The 25,687-nt window shown below is 41.6% G+C and carries 22 protein-coding genes; 15 read left to right on the forward strand and 7 right to left on the reverse strand.

What is annotated here, in order from left to right:
* The coding region (locus Q1W14_RS16640; RefSeq protein WP_300703468.1) for a sodium-dependent transporter at nt 1–754 on the reverse strand (754 nt) is incomplete at its 3' end.
* 103 nt (nt 755–857) lie between these two features.
* On the opposite strand from Q1W14_RS16640, the gene Q1W14_RS16645 reads away from it, so the two are divergent.
* Nucleotides 858–1,244 (forward strand): VanZ family protein, encoded by a 387-nt coding sequence (locus Q1W14_RS16645; protein WP_300703471.1) that lies wholly within the window; start codon nt 858–860, stop codon nt 1,242–1,244.
* A 45-nt stretch (nt 1,245–1,289) separates the two neighbouring features.
* Here Q1W14_RS16645 and murF read toward each other — a convergent pair whose 3' ends face one another.
* Nucleotides 1,290–2,588 (reverse strand): UDP-N-acetylmuramoyl-tripeptide--D-alanyl-D-alanine ligase, encoded by a 1,299-nt coding sequence (gene murF / locus Q1W14_RS16650; RefSeq protein ID WP_300703473.1) that lies wholly within the window; start codon nt 2,586–2,588, stop codon nt 1,290–1,292.
* Between the two features lie 190 nt (nt 2,589–2,778).
* Here murF and folP point away from each other — a divergent pair, with 190 nt between their 5' ends.
* The 4 genes from folP to Q1W14_RS16670 all read left to right on the forward strand — a co-directional run bounded on the left by folP (nt 2,779) and on the right by Q1W14_RS16670 (nt 7,444).
* Nucleotides 2,779–3,645 carry a dihydropteroate synthase gene (gene folP, locus Q1W14_RS16655; RefSeq protein ID WP_300703477.1) on the forward strand — a complete coding sequence of 289 codons (867 nt, stop codon included), beginning with the start codon at nt 2,779–2,781 and terminating at the stop codon, nt 3,643–3,645.
* A gap of 81 nt (nt 3,646–3,726) precedes the next feature.
* Complete coding sequence (gene cdaA, locus Q1W14_RS16660) at nt 3,727–4,491, forward strand: diadenylate cyclase CdaA (protein ID WP_300703479.1); 765 nt, start codon at nt 3,727–3,729, stop codon at nt 4,489–4,491.
* Nucleotides 4,492–4,555: 64 nt separating this feature from the next.
* Nucleotides 4,556–6,094 carry a metallopeptidase TldD-related protein gene (locus Q1W14_RS16665; protein WP_300703482.1) on the forward strand — a complete coding sequence of 513 codons (1,539 nt, stop codon included), beginning with the start codon at nt 4,556–4,558 and terminating at the stop codon, nt 6,092–6,094.
* Nucleotides 6,095–6,124: 30 nt separating this feature from the next.
* The gene (locus tag Q1W14_RS16670; protein ID WP_300703485.1) at nt 6,125–7,444 is read left to right on the forward strand and encodes a TldD/PmbA family protein; all 1,320 of its coding nucleotides are present in this window, start codon (nt 6,125–6,127) and stop codon (nt 7,442–7,444) included.
* Here Q1W14_RS16670 and Q1W14_RS16675 read toward each other — a convergent pair whose 3' ends face one another.
* From Q1W14_RS16675 to Q1W14_RS16690, 4 genes are read right to left on the reverse strand one after another with little or no spacing between them, the layout of a single operon-like run.
* The gene (locus Q1W14_RS16675; protein ID WP_300703487.1) at nt 7,445–8,467 is read right to left on the reverse strand and encodes a GNAT family N-acetyltransferase; all 1,023 of its coding nucleotides are present in this window, start codon (nt 8,465–8,467) and stop codon (nt 7,445–7,447) included.
* Between the two features lie 43 nt (nt 8,468–8,510).
* Nucleotides 8,511–9,425, reverse strand: coding sequence for a DUF2156 domain-containing protein (locus Q1W14_RS16680; protein WP_300703488.1), 915 nt, complete (start codon nt 9,423–9,425; stop codon nt 8,511–8,513).
* Nucleotides 9,426–9,476: 51 nt separating this feature from the next.
* Nucleotides 9,477–10,172, reverse strand: a complete 696-nt coding sequence (locus tag Q1W14_RS16685) for an LrgB family protein (RefSeq protein WP_300703490.1) — start codon at nt 10,170–10,172, stop codon at nt 9,477–9,479.
* Nucleotides 10,169–10,507 (reverse strand): CidA/LrgA family protein, encoded by a 339-nt coding sequence (locus tag Q1W14_RS16690; RefSeq protein WP_300703492.1) that lies wholly within the window; start codon nt 10,505–10,507, stop codon nt 10,169–10,171. The genes Q1W14_RS16685 and Q1W14_RS16690 overlap by 4 nt, the downstream gene beginning before the upstream one ends.
* A 1,101-nt stretch (nt 10,508–11,608) precedes the next feature.
* On the opposite strand from Q1W14_RS16690, the gene Q1W14_RS16695 reads away from it, so the two are divergent.
* From Q1W14_RS16695 to Q1W14_RS16740, 10 genes are all read left to right on the forward strand, one after another.
* Nucleotides 11,609–12,955, forward strand: coding sequence for a PEGA domain-containing protein (locus Q1W14_RS16695; RefSeq protein ID WP_300703494.1), 1,347 nt, complete (start codon nt 11,609–11,611; stop codon nt 12,953–12,955).
* A gap of 49 nt (nt 12,956–13,004) precedes the next feature.
* Complete coding sequence (locus Q1W14_RS16700) at nt 13,005–14,333, forward strand: fibronectin type III domain-containing protein (RefSeq protein ID WP_300703496.1); 1,329 nt, start codon at nt 13,005–13,007, stop codon at nt 14,331–14,333.
* Nucleotides 14,334–14,339: 6 nt separating this feature from the next.
* On the forward strand, nt 14,340–16,298 hold the full coding sequence (locus tag Q1W14_RS16705) for a leucine-rich repeat domain-containing protein (RefSeq protein ID WP_300703498.1): 1,959 nt from the start codon (nt 14,340–14,342) through the stop codon (nt 16,296–16,298).
* 57 nt (nt 16,299–16,355) lie between these two features.
* Nucleotides 16,356–18,167, forward strand: coding sequence for a hypothetical protein (locus Q1W14_RS16710; RefSeq protein ID WP_300703501.1), 1,812 nt, complete (start codon nt 16,356–16,358; stop codon nt 18,165–18,167).
* A 161-nt stretch (nt 18,168–18,328) separates the two neighbouring features.
* Nucleotides 18,329–19,012 carry a hypothetical protein gene (locus Q1W14_RS16715; RefSeq protein WP_300703503.1) on the forward strand — a complete coding sequence of 228 codons (684 nt, stop codon included), beginning with the start codon at nt 18,329–18,331 and terminating at the stop codon, nt 19,010–19,012.
* Between the two features lie 29 nt (nt 19,013–19,041).
* The gene (locus Q1W14_RS16720; RefSeq protein WP_300703506.1) at nt 19,042–19,836 is read left to right on the forward strand and encodes a DUF4384 domain-containing protein; all 795 of its coding nucleotides are present in this window, start codon (nt 19,042–19,044) and stop codon (nt 19,834–19,836) included.
* Nucleotides 19,837–19,871: 35 nt separating this feature from the next.
* Nucleotides 19,872–21,419, forward strand: a complete 1,548-nt coding sequence (locus Q1W14_RS16725) for a hypothetical protein (RefSeq protein ID WP_300703508.1) — start codon at nt 19,872–19,874, stop codon at nt 21,417–21,419.
* 129 nt (nt 21,420–21,548) lie between these two features.
* Nucleotides 21,549–22,565 (forward strand): phosphate acetyltransferase, encoded by a 1,017-nt coding sequence (gene pta / locus Q1W14_RS16730; RefSeq protein ID WP_300703511.1) that lies wholly within the window; start codon nt 21,549–21,551, stop codon nt 22,563–22,565.
* Nucleotides 22,566–22,584: 19 nt separating this feature from the next.
* A complete protein-coding gene (locus tag Q1W14_RS16735; RefSeq protein WP_300703513.1) occupies nt 22,585–23,781 on the forward strand; it encodes an acetate kinase in 1,197 nt (398 codons plus the stop codon).
* A gap of 163 nt (nt 23,782–23,944) precedes the next feature.
* The gene (locus Q1W14_RS16740) at nt 23,945–25,345 is read left to right on the forward strand and encodes an alkaline phosphatase (RefSeq protein ID WP_300703515.1); all 1,401 of its coding nucleotides are present in this window, start codon (nt 23,945–23,947) and stop codon (nt 25,343–25,345) included.
* Between the two features lie 95 nt (nt 25,346–25,440).
* Here Q1W14_RS16740 and Q1W14_RS16745 read toward each other — a convergent pair whose 3' ends face one another.
* Nucleotides 25,441–25,653: a hypothetical protein gene (locus Q1W14_RS16745; protein ID WP_300703516.1), complete on the reverse strand. Its 213-nt coding sequence runs from the start codon at nt 25,651–25,653 to the stop codon at nt 25,441–25,443.
* Nucleotides 25,654–25,687 lie beyond the last annotated feature (34 nt).

Consider the following 25,687-nt stretch of genomic DNA (forward strand, 5'->3'; position numbering starts at 1 on the left):
CGGTCTTGGATAAATTCGTATCATTTCTGAAATAAGAAGCGTAAGTACATAGACATCCCATTCCGAGACTTAAAGAGAAGAAAGCTTGTCCCATAGCTCCTAGTATTACACTGCCGTTCACCTTGCTGAAATCAGGCTTTAGCAAGAATTCAATACCTGCACCTGCTCCGGGTAATGTTATGGAACAAATGGCGAGAACGATTAGTAATATAAACAGCACCGGCATCATGATTTTAGCTGATTTCTCGATACCTCTTTCCACTCCTTTGACAATGATAAAATGAGTAGCGATTAAGAACAGTATCAACCAGATAACCGGACGCCAAGGATTACTAACAAAACTGTTGAATGATGCAATGAAATCGGCTGCCGATTTTCCTGTAAAGCTATTGGTAGCTGCTTCGCCAATAAATTCCAATGTCCATCCCGCTACTACGGAATAATAACTGAGAATAAGGAAGCCTGCCAATACTCCCATACGGCCTACCCAGCGCCAATGTGTACCGGGAGCCAGCTTCTGATAAGCACCTGCTGTATTGCTACGTGAGTGCCTGCCGATAAGGAATTCAGCAATCATAATTGGAATACCCAATATAAGTACGCAAACCAAGTATATAAGGATAAATGCAGCACCGCCGTGATTTCCTGTTTCAAAAGGAAACCTCCAGATGTTACCTAGACCGACTGCGGAACCTGCCGAAGCAAGTATGACACCTAGTTTGCTCCCAAAATTGGCTCTGTCATTTCTTGTCATAATAAGTAGATTTATCTTTCATTTCGTTATTAATACCTACTAAAACATGCAAATATAGAAAATGTTCCTTACTTTTGCCCTCAAATAGTTTATAATTTGCGATATGCTATACTATATTAAGAAATACCCGATATCACTTGCTATTATATTGACAGTGATATATCTGTCTTTTTTCAAACCACCATCCACTGATTTGAATGAAATCCCTAATTTAGATAAGGTGGTTCATATATGTATGTACTTTGGTATGTCGGGCATGCTGTGGTTAGAGTTCCTGAGAGCGCATAAAAGAGATCACACGCCTTTGTGGCATGCGTGGGTAGGCGCATTTGTTTGTCCTGTTTTGTTCAGCGGAGTGGTAGAGCTGTTACAAGAATATTGTACCACCTATCGCGGAGGTGACTGGATGGACTTTGCAGCCAATACTACAGGAGCCATTCTTGCGTCGTTAGTAGGCTATTTCGTTTTAAAGCCGAGAATGATAAAATAATGATTAATGAGTTGCACTATGATACTGCAAATCATTAATCATTTATCATAAGTATTCTATTACAGTATTCAGTTTTATTCCGTTTGAGCCTTTAATCAAGATCATGCTACCAATGGGTTTGTTTTTTTGTAATTCGGTAATGAGTGCTGCTGCATTGGGATAAGTGGGATATATATGGCGGGTTGCGGCAAATAGTTCACCTACAAGTGCAACGTGCTCGAATTTGCATTCTTCCAGATAATCTACAATCTTTTGATGCTCTTCGGCACTATCCTTGCCCAGTTCGCGCATATCTCCCAATATTAGCATTTTGTGCTCGGCTTCCATGTTGTGGAAATTGCTGATAGATGCCATCATACTGGTTGGATTGGCGTTGTAGGCATCAATAATCAATGTGTTGTCCGCAGTCTTTTTCAGTTGTGAACGGTTGTTTTGAGGGGTGTATTCGGTCAGGGCTTTATCTATCTTTTTGGAATCCACATCAAAGAAATGTCCGACGGTAACAGCCGCTAAGGCATTGGGGAAGTTGTATTCGCCGATGAGTTGTGTCTGCACTTTGTGCATTTCACCTTCTTTACCGGCTTTCCATTCAAAAGTGAGGTAGGGGGAATTACCGGTGACACTACCGTTTATATATAAATCATCTTCACTTCCATACGCTATTTGTTTCAAACCTTGGGCAATCTCTCTTAAATAAGGATTATCATGATGGATAAAGATGCTTGCATTTTCCTGTTTTCGTATGTAGTCATAGAGTTCACCTTTGGTTTTGATGACTCCTTCAAAAGACCCGAAACCTTCCAAATGTGCCTTTCCTACATTGGTTATGATGCCATAGTCCGGTTCGGCTATTTCTACCAGTTCCTTGATATCTCCGGGGTGACTGGCTCCCATCTCCACTACGGCAAGATCATGCTCCGGTTTGAGACGAAGCAGGGTTAGGGGAACTCCTATCGGATTATTCAGATTACCTAATGTATAAAGTACGTTATAGCTTTGCGAAAGTACGGCAGACATCAGTTCTTTGGTAGTGGTTTTGCCATTTGTGCCGGTAATGCCGATGATGCGTGTACCTAGTTGGCGGCGATGATAGTTAGCCAATTGTTGAAGGGTGTGCAGGCAATTATCTACTACTATATAATGTGTGTCTCCGGCAGGTGCATAGGCAGGTTCATCTATAACGACGTATGCGCTTCCACTTTCCAGTGCCTTGGAGGCAAAAGTATTTCCGTTGAAGTTGTCGCCTTTCAAGGCTATAAACAGTGAACCTTCGGGACAGTTGCGGCTGTCGGTTGTAACACAGGTACATTCCTGAAATATTCGGTAGAGAGCGGTAATATCCATAATTTTCTCTTTTGAAATAATGTTGGCAATCAAATGAATTACGACGCAAAGATATGGTTTAATTTGCTATGTTGATTTGTTGATAGTGAAAAAATGGTTGGTTCAAAGATTGTTTATTTTTGGAACTTTATGAATCAACAAAGGCTTTTTTGTTTACATTTGCAGATGTATAAGAAAGAAAGGACTATTCATGGAAGTAATGCAACCTAAATATATCAATGTCAATGGCTCGTTATTAGACCTTTCCACGCCTTGTGTTATGGGCATATTGAACATTACTCCCGATTCATTCTACGCAGGAAGCCGTATGCAGACGGAAACTGAAATAGCTCGTAGAATCACTCAAATCATAGCTGAAGGAGCTGGTATCATTGATGTGGGTGCTTATTCATCACGTCCTAATGCTGAAAATGTTTCTGCGAAAGAAGAAATGGAACGTTTACGTACCGGACTGGAAATACTTTATAAAGTTCAACCGGATGCCATTGTTTCTGTTGATACTTTCCGTGCAGATGTTGCCCGTATGTGTGTAGAAGAGTATGGGGTGGCTATTATTAATGATATCGCTGCCGGCGAAATGGATAAAGATATGTTTCGTACCGTTGCCCAATTGAATGTACCTTATATCATGATGCACATGCAAGGAACTCCGCAAAGCATGCAGCAACATCCACATTACGATAATCTTTTGAAAGATATTTTCCAATACTTTGCCCGTAAAGTACAGCAGTTGCGTGACTTGGGGGTGAAAGATATGATTCTTGATCCGGGCTTCGGTTTCGGTAAAACACTGGAGCATAATTATGAATTACTGTCTCATTTGGAGGAATTCCGTATCTTTCAATTACCTTTATTGGTGGGAGTTTCCCGTAAATCAATGATATATCGTTTATTGGGTATTACTCCACAAGAAGCTTTAAACGGTACAACCGTACTCGATACTATTTGTTTGTTGAAAGGGGCAAATATACTTCGTGTACATGATGTACGGGAAGCAGTCGAGACGGTGAAAATCGTGGAGGAATGTACGATGTACAATTTACGATGTACGATTTAGCTGCGCCTTTCCGTCCGCATGGTACATCGTACATCGTAAATTGTACATCGTAAATATATAAACTTTTAAACTATACAACTCGTGTTTTTTGAATTTGGTATAAAAGATTTTATAGATGTATTACTGGTAGCATTCCTACTATACTATACATACAAGTTGATGAAAGCCTCTGGTTCCATCAATGTATTTGTCGGCATATTGGTATTTATCCTGATATGGTTGGTGGTATCTCAGGTGTTGGAGATGAGATTGCTCGGATCGATATTCGATAAATTGGTCAGTGTCGGAGTATTGGCACTTATTGTATTATTTCAGGATGAAATACGGCGTTTCTTGTTGACGTTGGGCTCGCATCAGCACGCCAGTGCGTTAGTGCGATTCTTTACGGGAAACAAGAAAGAGAAGATAGAACATGATGATATTATGCCCGTTGTGATGGCTTGTATCAATATGGGTAAGCAGAAAATAGGCGCTCTGATTGTCGTAGAACATAATCTGCCTTTAGATGATGTTGTACGTACAGGTGAAATTATCAATGCGGACATCAATCAGCGTCTGATCGAGAATATCTTTTTCAAGAACAGTCCGTTGCACGATGGGGCTATGGTGATTAGTAAAAAACGCATCAAGGCGGCGGGATGTATCCTACCGGTATCGCATAATCTTGACATTCCCAAAGAATTAGGATTACGCCACCGTGCAGCAATGGGCATATCCCAAGTCTCCGATGCACATGCAATTATCGTCTCCGAAGAGACCGGAGCTATTTCCGTAGCTTATAAAGGTCAATTCTATTTGAGATTGAATGCCGAAGAACTTGAAAGCTTGCTGACAAAAGAAAATTAGCTTGACATGTGACATCTAACTATGTTCTTGCGTCTTATAGGCAAATAACTTATAACTAAATACGATGGATAGACGAAATTTCTTACGTGCGGGAAGTATGGCAGTATTAGGATCACTGGCAATCCCGTCATTGGCTATGCCTGCATCTGTGCGGGGAGCCTTGGGAGGTGCGGATAACAAGTCTGCTGTTGCATCGGCAATGAGCCACTTCGGAGTGACCGAGGCCGATCTGAGAAAGGTGCTTGCTGCTGCATTGGAAAAAGGTGGCGACTATGCCGACCTTTATTTTGAACATACCTTTAATAATGATGTGAGTCTGATGGATGGCAAAGTAAACAGATGCAGTGCCAACATCGACTTTGGTATGGGAGTACGCGTCTTGGCGGGTGACCAAAGTGGTTATGCTTATGTAGAAGGCATTACTTTAGAAGAAATGCTACGTGCCGCTCATACAGCTGCCCGTATTGCTTCTTCAAATAAAGCCGGCAAAATAGTAGGCTTGACGGAAAAGACAATGCCCAAAAGCCGATATTCAGTAGATACTCCGTGGGAGGATGTAACTGTAAAAGCTAAAATACCTTATCTTGAAAAGGTGAATGCCAGAGTGTTTGCTTTGGATAAACGTGTAAACAAAGTACAAGCTTATTTGTCGGACAGTACTTCGCATGTTCTTTTCTGCAACTCTGAGGGAGTAAGTTACTATGACTATCGCCCGATGGTCTCTTTCAACGTCGTTTGTATCATGGAGGAGAACGGAAGGATTGAGAATGGGTTTGTAGGCCGTTCCTATCGCAAGGGGTTTGAGTTCCTGACAGATGATATTATAGAAATCCTTGCACGTGAGGCGGTGGATCAAACTGCCATTTTGTTTAAAGCGGTTATGCCTAAAGGTGGTGAAATGCCTGTTGTGATGGGTGCCGGAGGTTCGGGTATCTTGTTGCATGAGGCAATCGGACATGCCTTTGAAGCGGATTTCAATCGTAAGAATACATCTATCTTTTCCGACCAGCTGAATAAAAAAGTTTGTAGCGAACATATTAATGTAGTAGATGACGGAACGATTCCGTTCAACCGTGGTTCTGTGAATTTTGACGATGAAGGCATAGAAGGACAAAAGACGTACGTTGTAAAAGACGGTATACTTACCAGTTATATGCACGACCGTATCAGTGCTAAATATTATGGAGTGGCTCCTACCGGAAATGGTCGCCGTGATACTTTCCGCAATTTGCCGATTCCCCGTATGCGTGCTACTTATATGGAAGCCGGTAATATGAAGGAAGAAGACATTATCTCTACAGTGAAGAACGGAATCTTTGTAGACACCTTTACCAATGGTCAAGTGCAGATTGGTGCAGGTGATTTTACTTTCTTCGTGAAGTCGGGTTATATGATTGAAGATGGCAAGCTGACTCAACCTATCAAAGATATTAATATCATTGGTAATGGTCCGAAAGCTTTGGCGGATATCACGATGGTGGCTAATAACGATAAGATTGACAATGGCACATGGACATGCGGTAAAGATGGACAGTCTTGTCCGGTTACTTGCGGTATGCCGTCGGCATTAGTCAGCAAACTGACTGTGGGAGGAGAGAGCTGATAGAATTTTAATTCTCAATTTAGTAAGATTATGATTACAGACAATAATAAGAATTTGGCGCAATGGGCGATGGATTACGCCTTGAAGAATGGTTGCCAGTCGGCTAAGTTGGTGCTGTATTCCAACTCCAACGCTTCGTTTGAATTGCGTGATGCGAAGATGGATAAACTCAAACAGGCTTCGGAAAGTGGTCTGAGTATCAGTATATTTGTAGATGGCAGGTTTGGTACTTACTCTACTAACCGTTTGGACAAGAAAGAATTGGAATCGTTCATTAAAAACGGCATTGAGTCAACACGTTATTTGGCGGAAGATGAGGCACGTGTGTTGCCCGATTCTTCACGTTATTATAAAGGTGGAAAGCCGGACTTGCAACTGTTTGACGGAAAGTTCTATGATATTAACCCGGACGATAAAGTGACGATAGCACGTGCTGCTGCCGAAGAAGTCTTGGGAAAAGATGACCGCATTATATCCGTGAGTACTTCTTATAGCGATGGTGAAGATGCAGCCTATCGGTTGACTAGCAATGGCTTTGAAGGTGAATCCAAATCAACCTGGTACTCTGTTGCAGCAGAGGTAGCTATGAGAGGCGAAGGTGAAGCCCGTCCTTCTTCCTATTGGTATGACTCTTCTTTGTACTTTGATAAACTGATTAAATCGGGTATCGGAGTAAAAGCATTGGAACGTGTAATGATGAAGTTGGGACAGAAGAAAATTGCTTCGGGAAAATATACGATGGTCGTAGACCCAATGAACACCAGCAATCTGGTCGATCCTATGATTAGTGCTTTATATGGTTCTTCATTGCAGCAAAAGGATTCTTTCCTATTGGATAAACTGAATACGAAGATAGGTGCTGACAAGTTGAATTTGATGGATGAACCTCATCTGATTGGTGCCAATGGTTCCCGCTATTTTGATAGCGAAGGTGTGGCTACAGAACGTCGCCCGATATTTGAGAACGGTATCTTGAAGACCTATTTCATCGATACTTATAATTCTAAAAAGATGGGTGTGGCTCCAACTATAAACTCTCCTTCTTTATTGGTGTTGCAGCCGGGTAATAAAGATTTGAATGGTTTGGTTGCCGATGTTCAGAAAGGCATTTTGGTTACCGGCTTTAATGGAGGAAACAGCAACAGTACTACCGGAGACTTCTCATACGGTATTGAAGGCTTCTTGATTGAAAACGGTAAATTGACACAACCTATCAACGAGATGAATATAACTGGCAACATGATAACCCTATGGTCTTCATTGGTGGCAGTGGGCAATGATCCGCAAATGTCTTCCTCCTGGCGTATACCTTCTCTGGTATTCGACGAAGTAAACTTCAGCGGATTATAATTAGTTATTAAGCATCAAACTCATATAAGGGTTTAATGATGCAAAGACCTTTTCGGTGAGTTCGCCGATAGTAAGTGCCAAGTGACTGCCCGGCAGACGCTTGGCACTACTCATACATTTACCATTGTGCAAATAGTAATAGCCGTTGTTGGCACTAACCTGTTCATCGGTAATGTAGAGGGTGATCTCTAGTTCAGGATGAGATACCGCATAGAGTTTCAGCATCGTTTTGGCATTAATAATCCGTGCCATACCAGCAGGGATATTGTCAGCATCGGCAACGGGAGGCATATATACTTCAATAGATGGAATATGCTTTTTCTCACACAAGCGTTGGAGAAGCATCGAATTTGTTTCGGGAGTGTCTGATACGATCTCTCCAATATACAAGCTACCATTGTCGGTAGGGTAGGCAATAGCCAGCGCTACAATATTTCCTTCTTTATTTAGTGTGTAGATATTTCCTTGACTTAACCGTAAGTCGGATAAAACAAACTGGAAATCTTTTTGGGTGTGCTGGATGTAATTGGGACGTTCTTTCAGCTTCCGGTTTAGATATTCGTATATCTCTTTCTTGTATTCATGGGTTGCCTTTAGTATCGGGCCTCCTTTAGGAAGAGGAGTTTCGGATGCAGTATAGACTAACTTCCGGTACTGGAATACAGGTGCAAAGCCATGACGGGCATAATAATCGAATAACCATGGTTCGGCAGGAATCAAAGTAGATACGGTAATATCATTTTGCAGCATACGTATAAAAGCTTGTGATAATAGCTCGTGCATCACACCTCGGCTTCTGTAATCAGGATGCGTGCAAGCTCCCGAGATATAGGCGGTATTGATTTCTTTGCCTTCATAAGTCATGGGATAAGGAATCATCTGCAAAGCGGCGATTACTTCTTCTCCACTTTGAATGGCAATATTTACATCGTTGTTGTAGCGCGAATGGAAATACAGATCTATGTACTCTTCGGTATCGTCAAAACAGAGTCTCCATAAGTTTTTTACTTTTTCCCGTATCATTGCTTTGTCGTTTTATTACTTTATCATCCTATCACCTTATCACTTACCACTTAATAGCCTCTACCGGTTCGTCTTTTAAGCAAGCAACGTATTTCTCTAAAATGATAGTCGGCTGGTAGGAAAGTTTAGCTTTGCGCAAACCTTCAATACCTAAATCTTCTTCCCGGTTGATGTAAGTGTACTGTTCGGGGATGTGGTTGGCAAATTCGTAATTTATCATAGCGTAGGCACCATCAATGCTGGTGTCAGCTTTTTCTACACTTATGCCGAATGTATCTTGGTTGATGGGCATGCCAAATGTGAAGGCAACAATCTTGCCGTCTACATGGAGAATACCACCTGTCAGACCCAGTTCGTCAAAATTATGGAGGGCATAAATCAGTGCACGGCGTTCATTGCCTGTACCTTCGTGTTGATCGCAATTGTTGGCTTTGCACCATTCGGCTTCCAAGTCGAGACACTCCTGAATGAGATCGGGTGTGATAGGAGCATATTCGTAGTTATACGTTTTCTTGAACTTGTTTACATGGTTTCTCTTCGCCTGAAACCTCTTTCCGGAGAGTGTGGCAAGATCGGTACGCAGATAGATGTAATCTGCATAATCACGATCGGCTGTAAACTGGAATTGGTCAGGCATAAATGCCTCCAACTCTGAACACATCCCCGCACAAATACCCAATAAACAAAGAGGCTGTCCTTCCTGGCGGGCATCTTCTCTCAATGCTTCGAGTGCTTTCTCCAAATCACCGTTACCGATAGGCATCATATATACAAGTTCACTTTCGGCCCAGAACTTCAACAGAAGGAAGCCGTCTTGTATGGCAAACTTGGTATTGTATAAAAAACGCCAGCTACAAAGATTGGAGAATGAAAGGTCACAATTCTGCCTTGGACTGTTTAGTGTATATGAAGTGATGAGTTCTTTGTCTTTTAACTCAATATCTTTAAATGGAATCATAAGTCGATTTTAATAGTTCTAATTATAGATAACAAAAATAGAAAGATTTTGTTAGAGTAGCCCCAATAATCTTAAAATTGTTGGAGTAAACAGAGCGGTAAAGATTCCATTCAGAGTCAGACCGAGACTTGCGAATGCTCCATATTTACTGCTGATATCCATTGCCGTTGATGTTCCTACCGCATGCGCTGCCGCTCCCAAGGAGAGACCTTGTGCCATGGGGCTGCCAATACGGGTTAGTTTCATGGTCTTGATTCCCAGGATACCTCCCAGCAAACCGACGCAAACCACGACCGCTGCCGTCAGCGAGGGAATACCTCCTAAGGTTTTGGTCACTTCCATTGCTATGGGTGTAGTAACGGATTTGGGTGCCAGTGAATAGATTATTTCGTCGGAAGCTCCCATCCATTTGGCGATAAGCACCACAGAGACAACACCTACAATGCAACCGGCCAATTGTGAAAGCAATATGGGGAGTAATTGCTTTTTTATAGTCTCCAGTTGGAGGTACAAAGGCACTCCTAGGGCGACTACTGCCGGTTTGAGCCAGAACTCTATCAGATGTCCACCTTTATCGTATGTCTCATAACTGATATTTGCCATCTTCAAAAAGATGATGAGAACGGCAATTGTCAGCAGGATGGGGTTGAGTAACATTATCCCTGTCTTCTTTTGCAATACTTTGGCAAAGAAGAATATCCCGAAAGTGATAGCTAACAGGAAAAATTCATTTTCAAAGAAACTCATTTGATTTTACGTGTTAATTGGTGAACCCATCCGGTGACTACAAGCACCAGCAGGGTACTAACTGTTGAGGCTATGACAATTGGCCAGAATTCAGCAGCGATAATGTCGAAATAGAGCATGAGGGCTACACCGGGCGGTATGAAAAAGAAGCCCAGATTAGCAACCAGGAAGTCGGACATACCCTGCACCCAATGCAGTTTTATCCAACCCAATTTCAAGAAGAGGGTGAGTAACAGCATCCCTATGATGCTGGACGGTAGCTTAATACCTGTAATAAAAACAATCAATTCACCCAAAGCTAAACATCCGAAGAGGATGGCGCACTGACGGATCATAATACTATTATTATACCTATGTTATTTTTGAAAACGTTGCAAAGTTAGGTATTCTCTTCTTTGCTTGTTACAGCTTCGAGAACTATTTTTATGAAACAGTACAATACAGGTATTTGTTTTTTAATTCCTGTTTTAGTTAAAATTGAATCCTTTCTGAATTTAGTTTTACTTGCATATTTGCTCTCATGCTCTCATAGATGCACTGTATCTCCCTATTCATCATTGTTTGAGACATGATAGCAACTATGATAGCAGGTATGAGGGCAACTTTTGCTCTCATATGTAAATTGGTTAAATGTTACTTTAATTGTTTGTTTATCAGCTTTTTAATGTGTAGAGGGAAAGAACGTATTTCGTGTCAACATGAAACAAATTTCGTGTTAACACGAAGTTAATATCGTGCAAACACGTTATTTATTCCCTGTAAGCTCAGTGTTGAGCGTCTAAAACTACGGTCATTGATACGCCATGCACCTGTATTTGTTCTGTAAAAGCAATATGTTTGTTATATTAAACTTCTAAGACTATTAGAAGATTACATTAATGATCCTATCTATTTACATACGTGAATCAATTCATTCTCATTAGAGGGCTTATCAGTTCACAATAGTGGATACTTAATAGAATAACGCCTTTGTTGTATAAAGTATTGAAGGTTAATAAGATCAATGAACTTGCAGAAGAGGAGAAATGCTTGTGCTTTTGTGCTCAACTTGCCTTTAGTATCCATGTTAAGAAGAATGGAATTATTTATTGCAAAAAGGTGACACTTAATAAAAAAAGGTTTATATTTGCGGCATAGTCTTGTAAACTATAGCGAGAGTTTAAGATATAAAGACTATTAAATTTGAAAAAACGCAAGAAGCGAAAAGTTATTATCCGCCTATTCGGAATCTGGTAAATTCAAAGGTCGTAGGATAATAGCAACAGTTTTCTTCACGTCTATGTTATATATAGGCGTGAGGACTGTTGTCTATTTACGACCATGGGTTTTACCAGAACCTCGAATAGGAAATAGATATTAACAGTCCTCGCGCTTTCTTTATATATAACAAACTCCGCCCCAAGAGGACAGACGGAAGAAATTTAGAAAAACACACGATGGCAAACAAAATTTTTAAGCCTTTGTTGTTCGTCGGCAGTCTGTTATGTCTGCTCTTACTTCCACAGTCTGTGACGGGGCAAAACAAAATCCAGATTACTTCCTTTCATCGTATGGAAACAGATGTTACAGCACGTGTTGCTGCTCCTAAGAAAGACCAAAATGGCGAAGTCTGTGCGTTAATCCGTATTGTTACTACGGAGAAGAATTTTATGTTCGAACCCGATGCACTGGGCATTGTTGCGCGTGAAAATAAGCCCGGTGAGATTTGGCTTTATGTGCCTCGTGGTTCACGGCGCATCTCTATTATGCATGATAAATACGGAGTATTGCGTAACTATTTTTATCCCGATATTATAGACAAGGCAACCGTTTATGAAATGGAAATCAGTGCCGGTGATGCAGTTAAGGCAGCTACAGTGGATACGAATATGCAGTTACTTGTGATGCGCCCCGAACCGGCGAATGCCGGTATTTACATTGATGATGAAAAAATGCCTACTGAGATGGGGTTATTTACTGCTACCATGAAGAAAGGCACACATACCTATCGGGTGGAAGCTCCCATGTACGCTCCCGAAGCAGGTATTATAGACTTGGGTAGCGAACAGAAAATAATGAGTGTCACCTTGAACCCTCGATTCGGTTATCTGGAAGTGTTTTCTTTGCCCGAACAAGATGCTAGGGTGTATATCGATAGTGTGCAAGTGGGTGTTACTCCTTATAAAAGTGATCGTATGCCGTTACGTGATTACCATATCAGTGTAGAGAAGGATTTCTTCTTTCCGATTGACAGCCTCGTTACGATTGTTGCAGGAGAGACGAAGATATTAACCTGTAATATGGTGTCCACTATCAAGCCACGTGCTCCTCGTCGTATGCTAGTAATGGCAGATATGGGGTATCAATCGTCACAAATATCCTATGGTGGAATGATAGGATTTGTTCGTGAGAATGGTGCGTACATTCGTTTCCGTAGCGATTTCGGTTCTGTATCTACCGATTTGGAATGTAATGATACAGGAACTTTGATTTCGGGTGGTGAGGGCAAACCTTATTATAAAAAAGGAATGGAATATAAATCGCGTATGTCTGTTGTCGCCGGTTATCTTCGCCATCTGTGGAAACCGCTTTACTGTTATGTCGGCGCAGGCTATGGACAACGGTCTCTTGCTTGGGAAACTGTAGATGGAGAGTTGGTTAAGAATATTGACCATTCAGCAGTCGGGGTGGCAGGTGAAGCAGGACTTCTGCTGAATGTTGGCAAGTTTGCCGTCTCCGTAGGATATCACACCGTGAATTTAAAGAATCATGAGCTTGGAGCCAGTGTTGGCATCATGTTTTGATCAGGCTTCAATTGATTCTTAATCAGATTTCAACCAACTTTTAATAAATATGCATAACAAGATTTTACTTTTCACATGTGGCTTGTTGCTGCTTTGTTTTTCCGGTTGCAGCAAAGACTCTACGCCTGAGAATGAGATGCCGACACTGACTACCGGTGAGGCTACCGCTATTAGCCGGAAGACGGCGACTATTTTCGGCACTATTTCAGTGCCCGAAGGTTCGGAAGTCAAAAATTGCGGCTTCCTCTACTCTACAGTTTCTTCATTGCCTGAGGCTGATACGAAAACGGTAGCCATCACCCTGCAAGGAGTGTCCGGTACTTATACGACTACCCTAACGGGGCTCGTACCGAACACGAAATATTACTATTGTCTCTATGCCAACAGTGGATATACCACAACCCGTAGTAGTGTACGTGAATTTACCACTGCCACCGACGGAGTTCCCGCTTTGGAAACCACTACTTCCGTTTCGGCAACGGAAACTTCGTTGACTGTAGCTAGCAAAATTTCGGATGACGGAGGCAATGATGTGCAGAAGTTCGGCTTCACCTATAAAGTGAGCGGTTCTGCTGACACGGAGAAGATGGTGGAAGCGGCGAGTAAAGAGGGTGACGGCAGATACACGTTCACCATTACCGGACTGACTGCAGAGACGAGCTATGAAGTGCGTGCGTTTGCAACGAATGCGAAGGGGACGGGATATGGAGAAAAAATAACGTTGATAACTGGAAAACGTTCCATACCACAGTTGGAAGATGTCAGCGTTAGCGAGATAGGAGAAGATGCTGCTATGTTGCAGAGTAAAATCCTTAGCAATGGGGGACATGAAATAACGAAATATGGTTTCGTTTACAGCAGTGGTGAGACCGGGCAGGAAGTACAAGTGGAGGTAACGGAAATGGATACCGATAAGACGTTCCGCTTGTTGTTGTCTAAATTGGCTGCGGCTACAACCTATAATATCCGTGCGTATGCAACGAACTCTTCGGGTACAGCTTATAGTAAGAGCCAATCTTTCACGACACTGACCAAAGAATCGCCTGTGGTGTCGTTGGAAGTGAGTACAGTTGAAGGCAATTCTGTAAAAGTAGGAGGTATTGTATCAAGTAGTGGAACAACACCTATTAAGGAGGTTGGTTTTTGCTGGAGCAAAGATAATGCAACGCCGACAATTGCTGACGGCAAGCTGACTTCCACGTTAGACGGAACTTCTTTCAATAGTACTATTACTGGACTGAAAGCGAAAACTACTTATCACATTCGTGCTTATGCTATTAATGAGGCGAGAGCCGGTTATAGTGAAGTTGTAACAATAACTACGCCAGAATCTAACGTACCGGACATTGATGATATTGAATCACCAGATAAAAACTAAATGATTATGAAGCGAATTACTTATCTATTAATATGTATCATCTCTCTTTTTTGGGGAGGATGTACAAGCCTTTTGGAAACTGATAGTGGACTTTTGAGAAATACCGCAACCAAAGTTGATAATCTGGAAACGATGGAAGTTACATTGGAGGTAGCAGGTACGTTGGCTGAAAAGATAGGAAATAAAAAAGATGCTATCTCAAAATTGATTGTTTCCGGACCTTTTGATGCTGATGATGTAACTACAATGAGGGCTTTGCCTAAATTGCAGGCTATTGATATGAAAGGAGTAAGATTGATGGAGTCTGATAAAAAATACAATGGTCGTGATTGGAGTTGGTCAATAAAGGAGAAAGCAATTACTGAAGAAATGTTCGCAGATTTAAAACTTATGGAAGTTGTTATTCCAAAGGATATAGAAATCATTGGTGGTAGAGCTTTTATGGGAACTGCTATTGAAACGATAGAGCTTCCAGAAGGAATAAAGTTGATTGATTATGAAGCTTTTGCCGGGTGTAGAAATCTTTTGAATATAATAATTCCGAAGAATGTTTTAACAATAGGTAATGGCGCATTTATGAGCTGTTCGGCTTTAAATACAATTACTTTGCCCGAAGGATTAACAAGTATGGGAGGGACTGTTTTTAGCGGTTGTGGTTCTTTGACAACTATAGATATTCCGGAAACTGTTACTGATATAGGGAATAATGCATTTAATAATTCTGGTCTCAAATCTATTACTATTCCGGAAAGTGTAACTGTCATACCGTCTGGCTGTTTTGTTTTTTGTGAATCGTTAGAGCTAGTGTCTATTTCATCTCATGTAACCACAATCGAAAGTGAAGCTTTTCGAAGTTGTACCTCATTAAAATCAATAATAATACCTGATAATGTTATCGAGATAGGTATGTCGGCTTTTTGGGATTGTACAGCTTTGGAAAGTATAATATTATCCGATAACATAAAATGTATATCCAAATTAATGTTTAGAAATTGCTACGCTTTGAAATCAATTAGGTTACCGTCTAAATTGAAAAGCATCGGTGAACAGAGCTTTATATGTTGTACTTCGTTGCGATATTTAGAAATCCCCGAATCTGTTACGTCTATTGAATATATGGCTTTTCAGGAAGATTATCATTTATATGCTATTGTCGTGAAAGGGCATCCAGTTATCCAAAAGATTGTTGAATCTGATGCTAATACGCTCATTTATTTATCTGATCCGGATACGGACATAAATGCTTCTAATAAGAATGTAATCATTAATGGGATGGCGCCATCTATTACCCTCAACAATAAGTTCGATTTCTTTTGTCCACAGACTTTCAAAACTCAGAAGATTACTTATACCCATGCATTCAATAGTAATAGTGGAGAGTATCCCATACCAGGAGAAGCGGCGGGTTGGGTAGGACTTTCACTACCTTTCACCGTGACAAATTTTGCTCATAAAGACGGTCGGGTACTGGCTCCTTTTAATGCGGACATGCCGGATGCTAAACCTTTCTGGTTGCGTAAACTTACTGCTAATGGCTTTGAAAATGCAACAACCATGGAAGCTGGTGTGCCATACGTAATTGCCATGCCGCATAATGAACGGTATAACAGTGCGTATAATATAGAGGGAGAAGTTACCTTTATGGCGACAGATGTGACAAACGGAATTGTTATTCCGGAAACAATCTATCAGAAGATGGATGGTCCACTGTTTGATTTCAATCCTAGTTATGGAAAGATAACGAAAAACGCTACAGCATTTGTGCTCAATACTTATGATTTTGTTGAAGGATGCAATTATGGCGGTACTTTCGTGCGCAATTTACGAGATACGAAACCTTTTGAAGCCTATGTCACCGCTAAGAGTATGTCAGCCGACAGTCGTGCCTTCTTTGATATAGATGGTGGTACCAAGACTAGAAGTACCCGCACCATCGGAACTAAGCCAAGAATAGACGATATGTAATGGGAAAGGCAAAAGTTGTGTTTGATAACCTGTTTGAGTAAAATACAGAAAATGGATATGTCAAAGAGTTCTTTATATATAGTAGCGGTGGCACTGTCCGTGCTCCCATTGCTGTGCCATGCCCAGTCGGTCGAGGAAATCCAGCGAAGCCCGGACTTCCTTTGGGGAACGGGCAATGCTTCTACCTTGAAGAAGGCGGACAATGATGCTTTGGCGGCATTGGTCAGCCAAATATCCACCAAGGTTTCTGCCAGTTTTGAGCAACTGACAGAAGGTAAAAGCGATGGGAACAAGGCTATGGCGGGTGAAACCTTCAAATCGGTCATTAACACCTATTCGCATGCCACATTGAACAACACGCGGCGCATTGTGATGCAGAACGAGCCTGAAGCTGTAGTGATGCGCTACATCAAAGTCGCTGAAATCCAGCGCATCTTCGACGGGAGGAAGAACAAACTTCTGAACTTTGCACTAGAAGCGCAGCAGGCTGAGAAAAAGGCCCAGATAGCGGATGCTTTGCACTATTACTATTGGGCGCTGGTACTACTGCAAAGCTATCCCGACGGGAATTTCCTTACCATGGAGGATGCGGACGGTAACAAGCAACTTCTCTCTACCTGGATTCCTAAACAGATGAATGAAATCTTTTCCAACATACATCTTTCCGTCGAAGGAATCCAAAAGGATGGGAGATTGAAGACAGTCTATCTGAAAGTACTCTATAAAGACCGTCCGGCTTGCAACTATGACTACACCTACTTTGACGGGCGCGACTGGTCGAATGTCTTTTCAGCTAAAGATGGGAGAGGAATCATTGAACTGCCGGAATTGGCAAACATTGACGGCCTCTCCGTAAAAACCGAATATGCGTTTGAAGGCGAAGCCAACATTGACAATGAACTTGCCGAAGTGATGAAAACAGTCAGTATGTCGGGAATGCGCAACGCTTATCTGAAAATAGAGGCCAATGAAGAGGAGATTTCAGAAAGACGGCTGGCCGATGTCACAGACAACAATACTAGGAACACGGGTATGCACTTCCTGAACAAGGCAAAGTCAGCTTCCTATCTGGCTACGATGCAAAAGACGGAGGCAGCCATTCATTCCCGCTGTTTTGACGGGATGGAACAACTCTGCACTAAAACAGGACTTGAGATGTTCCGCTGCCTTATTAAATATGGTAATGCGAAGATTATCCGTCAGCCTGAATACCAATTTCTTGAATACGGCGATGAAGTGACTTGCCGTAGTCTTCCCATGAGCTTCAACTTTGCGGGCAACCGCCGTACATTTGTGGAAGACGTGGTGTTCCTCATGAACAAGGATGCCAAAATCTCAGGACTTTCCTTTGCCCTGAACAAGCCTGCGGTGGATGACATCATGAACCGAACGGCATGGGGCGATACGGTGAAGAACGTACTAATCAACTTTCTGGAAAGCTACAAAACGGCGTATGCCCTGAAACGCTATGACTACATCAACTGTCTCTTTTCGGACGATGCATTGATCATAACAGGTTCGGTTCTGAAACGTTCGGGAGGAGGTGAAATGCAACCTACGGATAGGCATGTCGTGAAGTATACTCGGCAAACAAAGCAGGAGTACATGAAGAAGCTACAGTACATCTTCAGAAGCAACGAGTTTATTAACCTGCGTTTTGCTGACAATCAGGTGCGCAAGTCGGGTGTAGGTGGTGAAGTATATGGTATTCAGATAAAACAGGACTATTTTTCTTCGAGCTATGGCGATACAGGTTATCTGTTTCTGATGGTTGATCTGAATAATCCGAAAGAACCAGTCATTCACGTCCGCACTTGGCAGCCGGAGAAAGATCCGGATTTCGGTTTGATAGATTTGAGTTATTTCTAGTCAGCTTTTTTATTCGGATAATCCTTGATTTCACCTGATAGATAAACTGCATGAAAAAAAGATACGAATTGTGATGCGATTAGAAATATTTGTCTACATTTGCAAAGCATAGCATGTTTAAAGATTTAATAACAATACTAATCATAAAAGGAGAAATTGCGATGAAAAAGACTTTGTTTATCAGCGCTCTTGTAGCGTTTGTTATGATGTTTGCTGTCAATGTTAGTGCTCAAGAAAAGGCGGTAGGTAAGGATCGTAAAGCTTTAGAAAAACATGAAAAAGTTTTGGATAAAGACTTGCAGAAAAAAGCGATAAAATCAGCTCGTAAAGAAGCTAAAGAGTTGGAAAAGGAAGGGTTTAGAACTCCAGTAGGTAAATTACCTTTAGACAAGCAGCTGGAAGCATCATGGGAAAAGCAGGCTGAATTGGATATGGATGGAAATCCGTATTGGTATATTGCTACTTCAAGAGCAATCGGTGGCAACCAATCGGCTGCTGCATTGCAAGCTACTAATGCTGCCAAGATTGATCTAGCCGGACAAATTCAGACAAAAGTGTCTCAGTTGATCGAAGCTAAAGTTGCTAATGATGATATGGGACAGGAAGAGGCAGCTAGCTTGTCAAGTGTAGTTGCTTCCAGCAAGAGTGTGATCTCTGCTACATTGGGACGCACTATTCCTTTGGTAGAAGTTTACAGAACATTGCCTAATAAGAATGTAGAAGTTATGGTAACTTTAGGTTATAGTACGGATGCTGCTAATAAGGTTGCTGTTAGTGCTATACGTAAAGAATTGGCTGCTAAATCAGAAGAGTTGGCAAAAGAATTGGATAAATTGGGTTATTAAGAAGCCCGTTTACTAAAATTAGACTTTAAATGAATCGGAATAATCAGATTAAGTGGATATTCCTTCTGTTGATATTAGTTGCGGTTCCGCTGCATGCCCAAAACACTGTAAAGGTGAAGGGCGTGCAGGGGCGCTGGCAAGTCAGTGACAATGTAACGCTGAAAGAAGCGGAAGAACATGCCCGCATGGAGGCTAAGAAAGAAGCATTGCGCAAAGCCGGTGTGATGGAAAATGTTTGGTCTGTATTCGGACAAATCACCCAAGAGAACGGAACTGATTTTCAAGAGGCATATTCACAAATGAACGTGCTGGCAATTGGTGGAATGGTAAATATCACCAAGGAAACTGTGGAGGAGGTATGGGATACAAATAACCGCAGTCTTTATAAAGTAGTGACCATTGACGCCACGGTACAAAAAGAAGAAAAAGTAGATAACTCGTATGCCCTCGAAGTGAAAGGAATCTCTACCTTATATAAGGAAGGAGATGTCTTTACTTGTACCTTGAAAGTACATGGCACGGATTCTTATCTGAAATTCTTTTGGTTTGACAGCAATGGAGGAGCTTTGCTTTACCCTAATGAATATGAAGGAAATTCCTTGCTGAAGACCGAAAATGAGTATAAAATCCCTTTCAGCAATGCCGTGGATTATCGCATGGAAAAGCAGGGAAAGGAAAGTGAGAAAATCAATATGATGATGGTAGCCACCAAAGAAAATATTCCTTTTACGGGTGAAGTAAGCTATCAGAATGTATTGAAGTGGGTATATTCTATCCCCAATGATAAACGTTGTGCCTTTTACGACATGATTCTGATCAAATAGAACGTTTTTATTAACTTCTCTAAATCTAATTACAGATGAAAAAGATGAAGGTTTATTCAGCAGCATGTTTCGCTTGTTTTTTACTGGCGATTCCTGTCAATGCGCAAAATATAGAGAAAGAGTTTGAGGATTTTGAAAAGCAGCAGCAGACGGAATTCGAAGAATTTAAAAATAAGGCGGATGCAGAGTTTGAAACTTTCTTGCGTGAGACTTGGGAGAAATATGACGCTTTTGCTCCTGTGCCGGCACCTGTACGTCCGGAACCTCCTAAGCCGGTAGTCTTTGATAAGACGAAACCGGCGTTACCTCCTGTGGCAATTAAACCGGGCGGATTGAAAGTGCCTGACGTAGCTGCTCCCGGTGTGGGTGAGAAAGTTCCGGTGGATATAAAACGTCCGGATCTTCCGGCTATAGTAGATAAACCTGCTCCCGGAGTGTATGTACCAGGGAAGCCTTATACACCTGTATTGGTAGAAGCGCCGGTAGTAAAGCCGGGATCAATGGTTCGACGTACCCCGATTGAATTTTATGGAACTTCTTTTGAAGTGGCTACCGATGTCATTGATGGTTTGTCTTTGTCCGGCAATAGTGAAGGGAAAGTGGCAGACGCCTGGAAAGGATTATGCAAAATGGACTATGAACAGTTAGTAAAAGACTGTATGACCCTCAAACAAGAAAAGAATCTGAGCGATTGGGCTTATTTGCTATTTACCAAACAAATAGGCAAGCAGTTGTACGGTGAGAATAGAAAGAATGAGATTGTCTTTTTACAGATGTTCCTGCTTAATAAATCGGGCTACAAAGTACGTTTGTGTAAGATTGATGATGAACTTAAATTGATGATTGCTACTGCCGGTACTGTTTATGGTACTCCATATCTTACCATGAGTGGTAATAAATACTATGTCTTTGAGCCTACTCCCGGAAGTTCGATGGGAATTTATACCTATCGTCAGGATTTTGCGAATGCTAAAAACCTGGTAAGCCTCAATATCGAAAGTTTACCGGCGTTTGCCATGCAGGAACAAGATCGTACTCTTACTCCATCGGGCAGTACTCTGAAGGTGCAGACGGTAGTCAATAAGAATTTGATCGATTTCTACTATGACTATCCTAAATGTGATGTGGTAGTACATTACAAAACTCCCATGAGCGAGGAGTTGCGTACTGCCTTATATCCACAACTGAAAGCTGCAATCGCCGGAAAATCACAGAAAGATGCGGCTAACCTGTTATTGAATTTTGTTCAGACCTCCTTTCAGTATATGACAGATGGAGAACAGTTTGGTTACGAAAAGCCGAATTTCCCTGATGAAACTTTCTATTATCCGTATTGCGATTGCGAAGACCGTGCCATGCTATATTCTACTTTAGTGAAAGATTTGATGGGGTTAGATGCCATATTGTTGGATTATCCTAATCATATAGCTTCTGCTGTTCGCTTTACAGAAACCATTCCGGGAGATAACGTTGTGTTGGATGATGGTGGCGAATACCTGATTTGTGACCCTACATATATCGGAGCACCTATTGGGGTCTGTATGGATCAATTCAAGAATGTAGCGCCTGAAATCATTCATTAGTGTTAAATTATATAATAATTGCAGTTCGGGAAGTAAAATAACCCCGAATTGCAATGTGGATATTGCAAAATTGTGTACTTTTGCGGCGTGAATAACACGTACTACCGATTTATACACAATTAAAATATCATGCAGAGATTAATTAATGAAATTCTTGATCGTGCGAAAGCAGATCGCCAACGCATTGTTCTTCCCGAAGGAACGGAAGAACGCACCTTGAAAGCTGCCAATCAAATCTTGACTGACGGAGTTGCTGACCTTATACTTTTGGGTAAACCCGAAGAAATCCATGCTTGCGCTAAAGAGTGGGGGCTGGGTAATATTGAAAAAGCCACTATTATTGATCCGGATAACCATCCGAAGCAAGAAGAATACGCACAATTACTTTGTGAGTTACGTAAGAAGAAAGGTATGACTATCGAGGAAGCTCGTAAGTTGGTGCTCGATCCACTCTATTTGGGTTGTTTGATTATTAAGAATGGTGATGCGGATGGCCAGTTGGCAGGTGCCCGCAATACTACCGGCGATGTACTTCGTCCGGCTCTGCAAATTATTAAGACTGTACCGGGTATAACCTGTGTTTCAGGTGCAATGTTGTTGTTGACTCATGCTCCCGAATATGGTAAGAATGGTATTTTAGTAATGGGTGATGTTGCGGTGACTCCGGTTCCCGATGCAGCTCAACTTGCACAAATCGCAGTTTGTACGGCACGTACAGCTCAGGCTGTGGCAGGTATTGATCCCAAAGTGGCTATGTTGAGTTTCTCAACAAAAGGTTCTGCGAAGCATGAAGTAGTAGACAAAGTAGTAGAGGCTTTGAAGATTGCCAAAGAAATGGCTCCTGATATTGCTATTGATGGAGAATTGCAGGCTGATGCGGCTTTGGTGCCTGAAGTAGGTGCAAGCAAAGCACCCGGTTCGGCTATTGCAGGTGCAGCTAATGTGCTTATTGTACCAAGTCTCGAAGTAGGCAATATTTCTTATAAGTTAGTACAACGTTTAGGGCATGCTGATGCTGTAGGTCCGGTATTGCAAGGTATTGCCCGTCCGGTAAATGACCTTTCACGCGGTTGTTCTATCGAAGATATATATCGTATGATTGCTATTACAGCTAATCAGGCTATTGCGGCTAAGAAGAGTAAATAACTTATAAATCTGAATTAATATGAAAGTTTTAGTATTGAATTGCGGTAGCTCATCCATCAAATATAAATTGTTTGATATGGATCAGAAAGAGGTTATCGCCCAAGGGGGTATTGAGAAAATAGGTTTGGAAGGTTCATTCCTGAAATTCACTTTACCTAGTGGAGAAAAAGTAGTTCTGGAAAAAGATATACCGGAACATACAGTAGGAGTAGAATTCATTTTAGATACATTGGTGAGCCCGGAATATGGTGCTATCAAATCACTGGATGAGATCAATGCAGTAGGTCACCGTATGGTACATGGTGGAGAAAAGTTCAGCAAATCAGTGTTGTTGACACAAGAAGTATTGGATGCCTTTGAGGCTTGTAATGATCTTGCACCGCTGCACAATCCTGCCAACCTGAAAGGTGTGAATGCAATTTCTGCTACTTTGCCGGATGTACCGCAAATAGGTGTGTTCGATACTGCTTTCCATCAAACAATGCCCGAATACGCTTATCTGTATGCTGTACCTTTCGAACTGTATAAGAAATATGGTATTCGCCGTTATGGTTTCCATGGAACTTCTCACCGTTATGTTTCGCAACGGGTATGCGAGTTCCTGGGAGTTAAACCGGAAGGCTTGAAAATAATTACTTGTCATATTGGTAACGGTGCGTCTATTGCTGCCGTAAAAGATGGCAAATGCGTGGATACATCTATGGGACTCACTCCGCTGGAAGGTTTGATGATGGGTACTCGTTGTGGTGACATTGACGCAGGTGCAGTAACTTTTATCATGGATAAGGAAGGTCTTGATACAGCTGGCGTTTCCGACTTGCTGAACAAGAAATCGGGTGTTGCAGGTCTGAGAAATGGTGCCAGTGACATGCGCGACTTGGAAGCTGCTGTTGCTGCCGGAGACAAGGAAGCCATCATGGTTGACAAAATGTACAATTATCGCATTAAGAAATATATCGGAGCTTATGCTGCCGCTATGGGAGGTGTTGATGTTATTGTGTTTACAGGTGGTGTAGGCGAGAATCAATTTACTTGCCGTGCCGCTGTTTGCGATGGTCTTGAATTCCTTGGTGTGAAAATGGATTTTGAGAAGAATAAAGTAAAAGGTCAGGAACTTATTGTTTCTACTCCTGATTCCAGAGTAAAAGTTGTAGTAATTCCTACTGACGAAGAATTAATGATTGCTTCGGACACCATTGCTATTTTAGAGAATTAATAATCTGATATAGAATCTTTAGCTGGTTATAGTGAAGGAGCCGGAGGCAGTAAAACTGTACTCCGGCTTCTTTTTTTTAATAGAATCGTCATCTCATAGTTGCTAAAAATCCCTATCTTTGTTACTCTTTAATACACTAATAACTTTTTTAAGAAATAAGCTTATGAAACGATTAATCTATGTGTTGCTCTTTGTGCTGTTAACCGGTGCGGCGTATGCACAGCAGGCAAAGTATGTATTTTATTTCATCGGTGATGGAATGGGAGTTAATCAAGTGAATGGTACGGAAATGTATCTTGCCGAACAGGAGGGAAGAATTGGTGTAAAGCCATTATTGTTCACCACATTTCCTGTAGCCAGTATGGCAACTACTTTCTCAGCTACTAATTCTGTTACAGATTCCTCGGCAGCAGGTACTGCTCTATCTACCGGTGCTAAGACTTATAATGGTGCTATCGGCATGGATGATAACAAAAACGTTCTTCAAACTGTTGCCGAAAAAGCAAAGAAGGCGGGAAAGAAAGTAGGCGTAACAACCAGTGTAAGTGTGGATCATGCTACTCCGGCAGCTTTCTACGCTCATCAACCTGACCGCAACATGTATTATGAAATCGCACTGGATCTGCCGAAGGCTGATTTCGATTTCTATGCTGGTGGTGGTTTCCTGAAACCTACTACAACGGCTGATAAGAAAGAAGCACCCAGCATTTTCCCTATATTCGAAGAAGCAGGATATACTATTGCCAGAGGACTTGATGATTATAAAACAAAAGCAGGAAGTGCCAATAAGATGGTGCTGATCCAAAAAGAGGGAGCTGAACCTTCTTGCTTGCCATACGCTATTGATCGCCAAAAAGGTGATTTAACTCTGGCTGAAATTACAGAAAGCGCTATTTCCTTCTTAACTAAAGGAAAGAATAAGGGCTTTTTCTTGATGGTAGAAGGTGGTAAGATCGACTGGGCTTGCCATGGTAATGACCCTGCTACCGCTTTCGAAGAAGTAGTAGATATGGATAATGCTGTGAAAGTGGCATACGAATTCTATAAGAAACATCCTAATGAAACATTGATCGTTGTAACTGCCGACCATGAAACAGGTGGTTTAGGACTTGGTACTGCTAAGTATGAATTGTTTTTGAAGTCATTGACAAATCAAAAGCAGTCACAAGATCTTCTTTCTAAAGCTATAACAGATATGCGTAAAGCAAAAAATAACAAAGTTTCATGGGAAGAAGTGAAAGCTTTGCTTGCTGATAAGATGGGATTCTGGAGTGTATTACCATTAAGCTGGGAGCAAGAGAAAATGTTGCGTGACGAATATGAAGAGTCATTCGTAAAGAATCATACTGTTTTCGAAGAAAGTCTTTATGCCAAAACAGAACCTATGGCTGCTACAGCTAAAAAGGTTATGAGCCAGATTGCAATGGTAGGCTGGACCAGTGGAAACCATACTGCCGGTTACGTACCTGTATTTGCAGTTGGAGCCGGCTCTAAGCTGTTTATGGGTAAAATGGATAATACTGAAATTCCTAAGCGCATAGCAAAAGCTGCAGGATATAAATAATTCGATAAGAATTCATCTAAAAAAAGTACGGAGCATAGCTGGGTTACCCTAGTTATGCTCCGTTTCTTTTTAAGATTTCGCAAGTATGTTGTTTTTTATTCCAAATCCTTTTTGATGATCTCGTCCATTTCTTTGATACGTTTCTCTCGTTCTTCATCGGACATTGGCTTTTGATTATCCTTATATCCCAAGTCGGTGCGCTCGGAAACATCCTCGCTCCATTCTTCAAATTCATCCTTTGCCGGGCGTCCTTTAGGATCTATATTTTCCTCAGCAATTGCATTATGTCTGTAAATCATATCATCCATAATTTTTCGTTTTAATGGTTTATGATACTACTAC

Source organism: Bacteroides sp. (assembly GCF_030151085.1).
Lineage (GTDB): Bacteria > Bacteroidota > Bacteroidia > Bacteroidales > Bacteroidaceae > Bacteroides.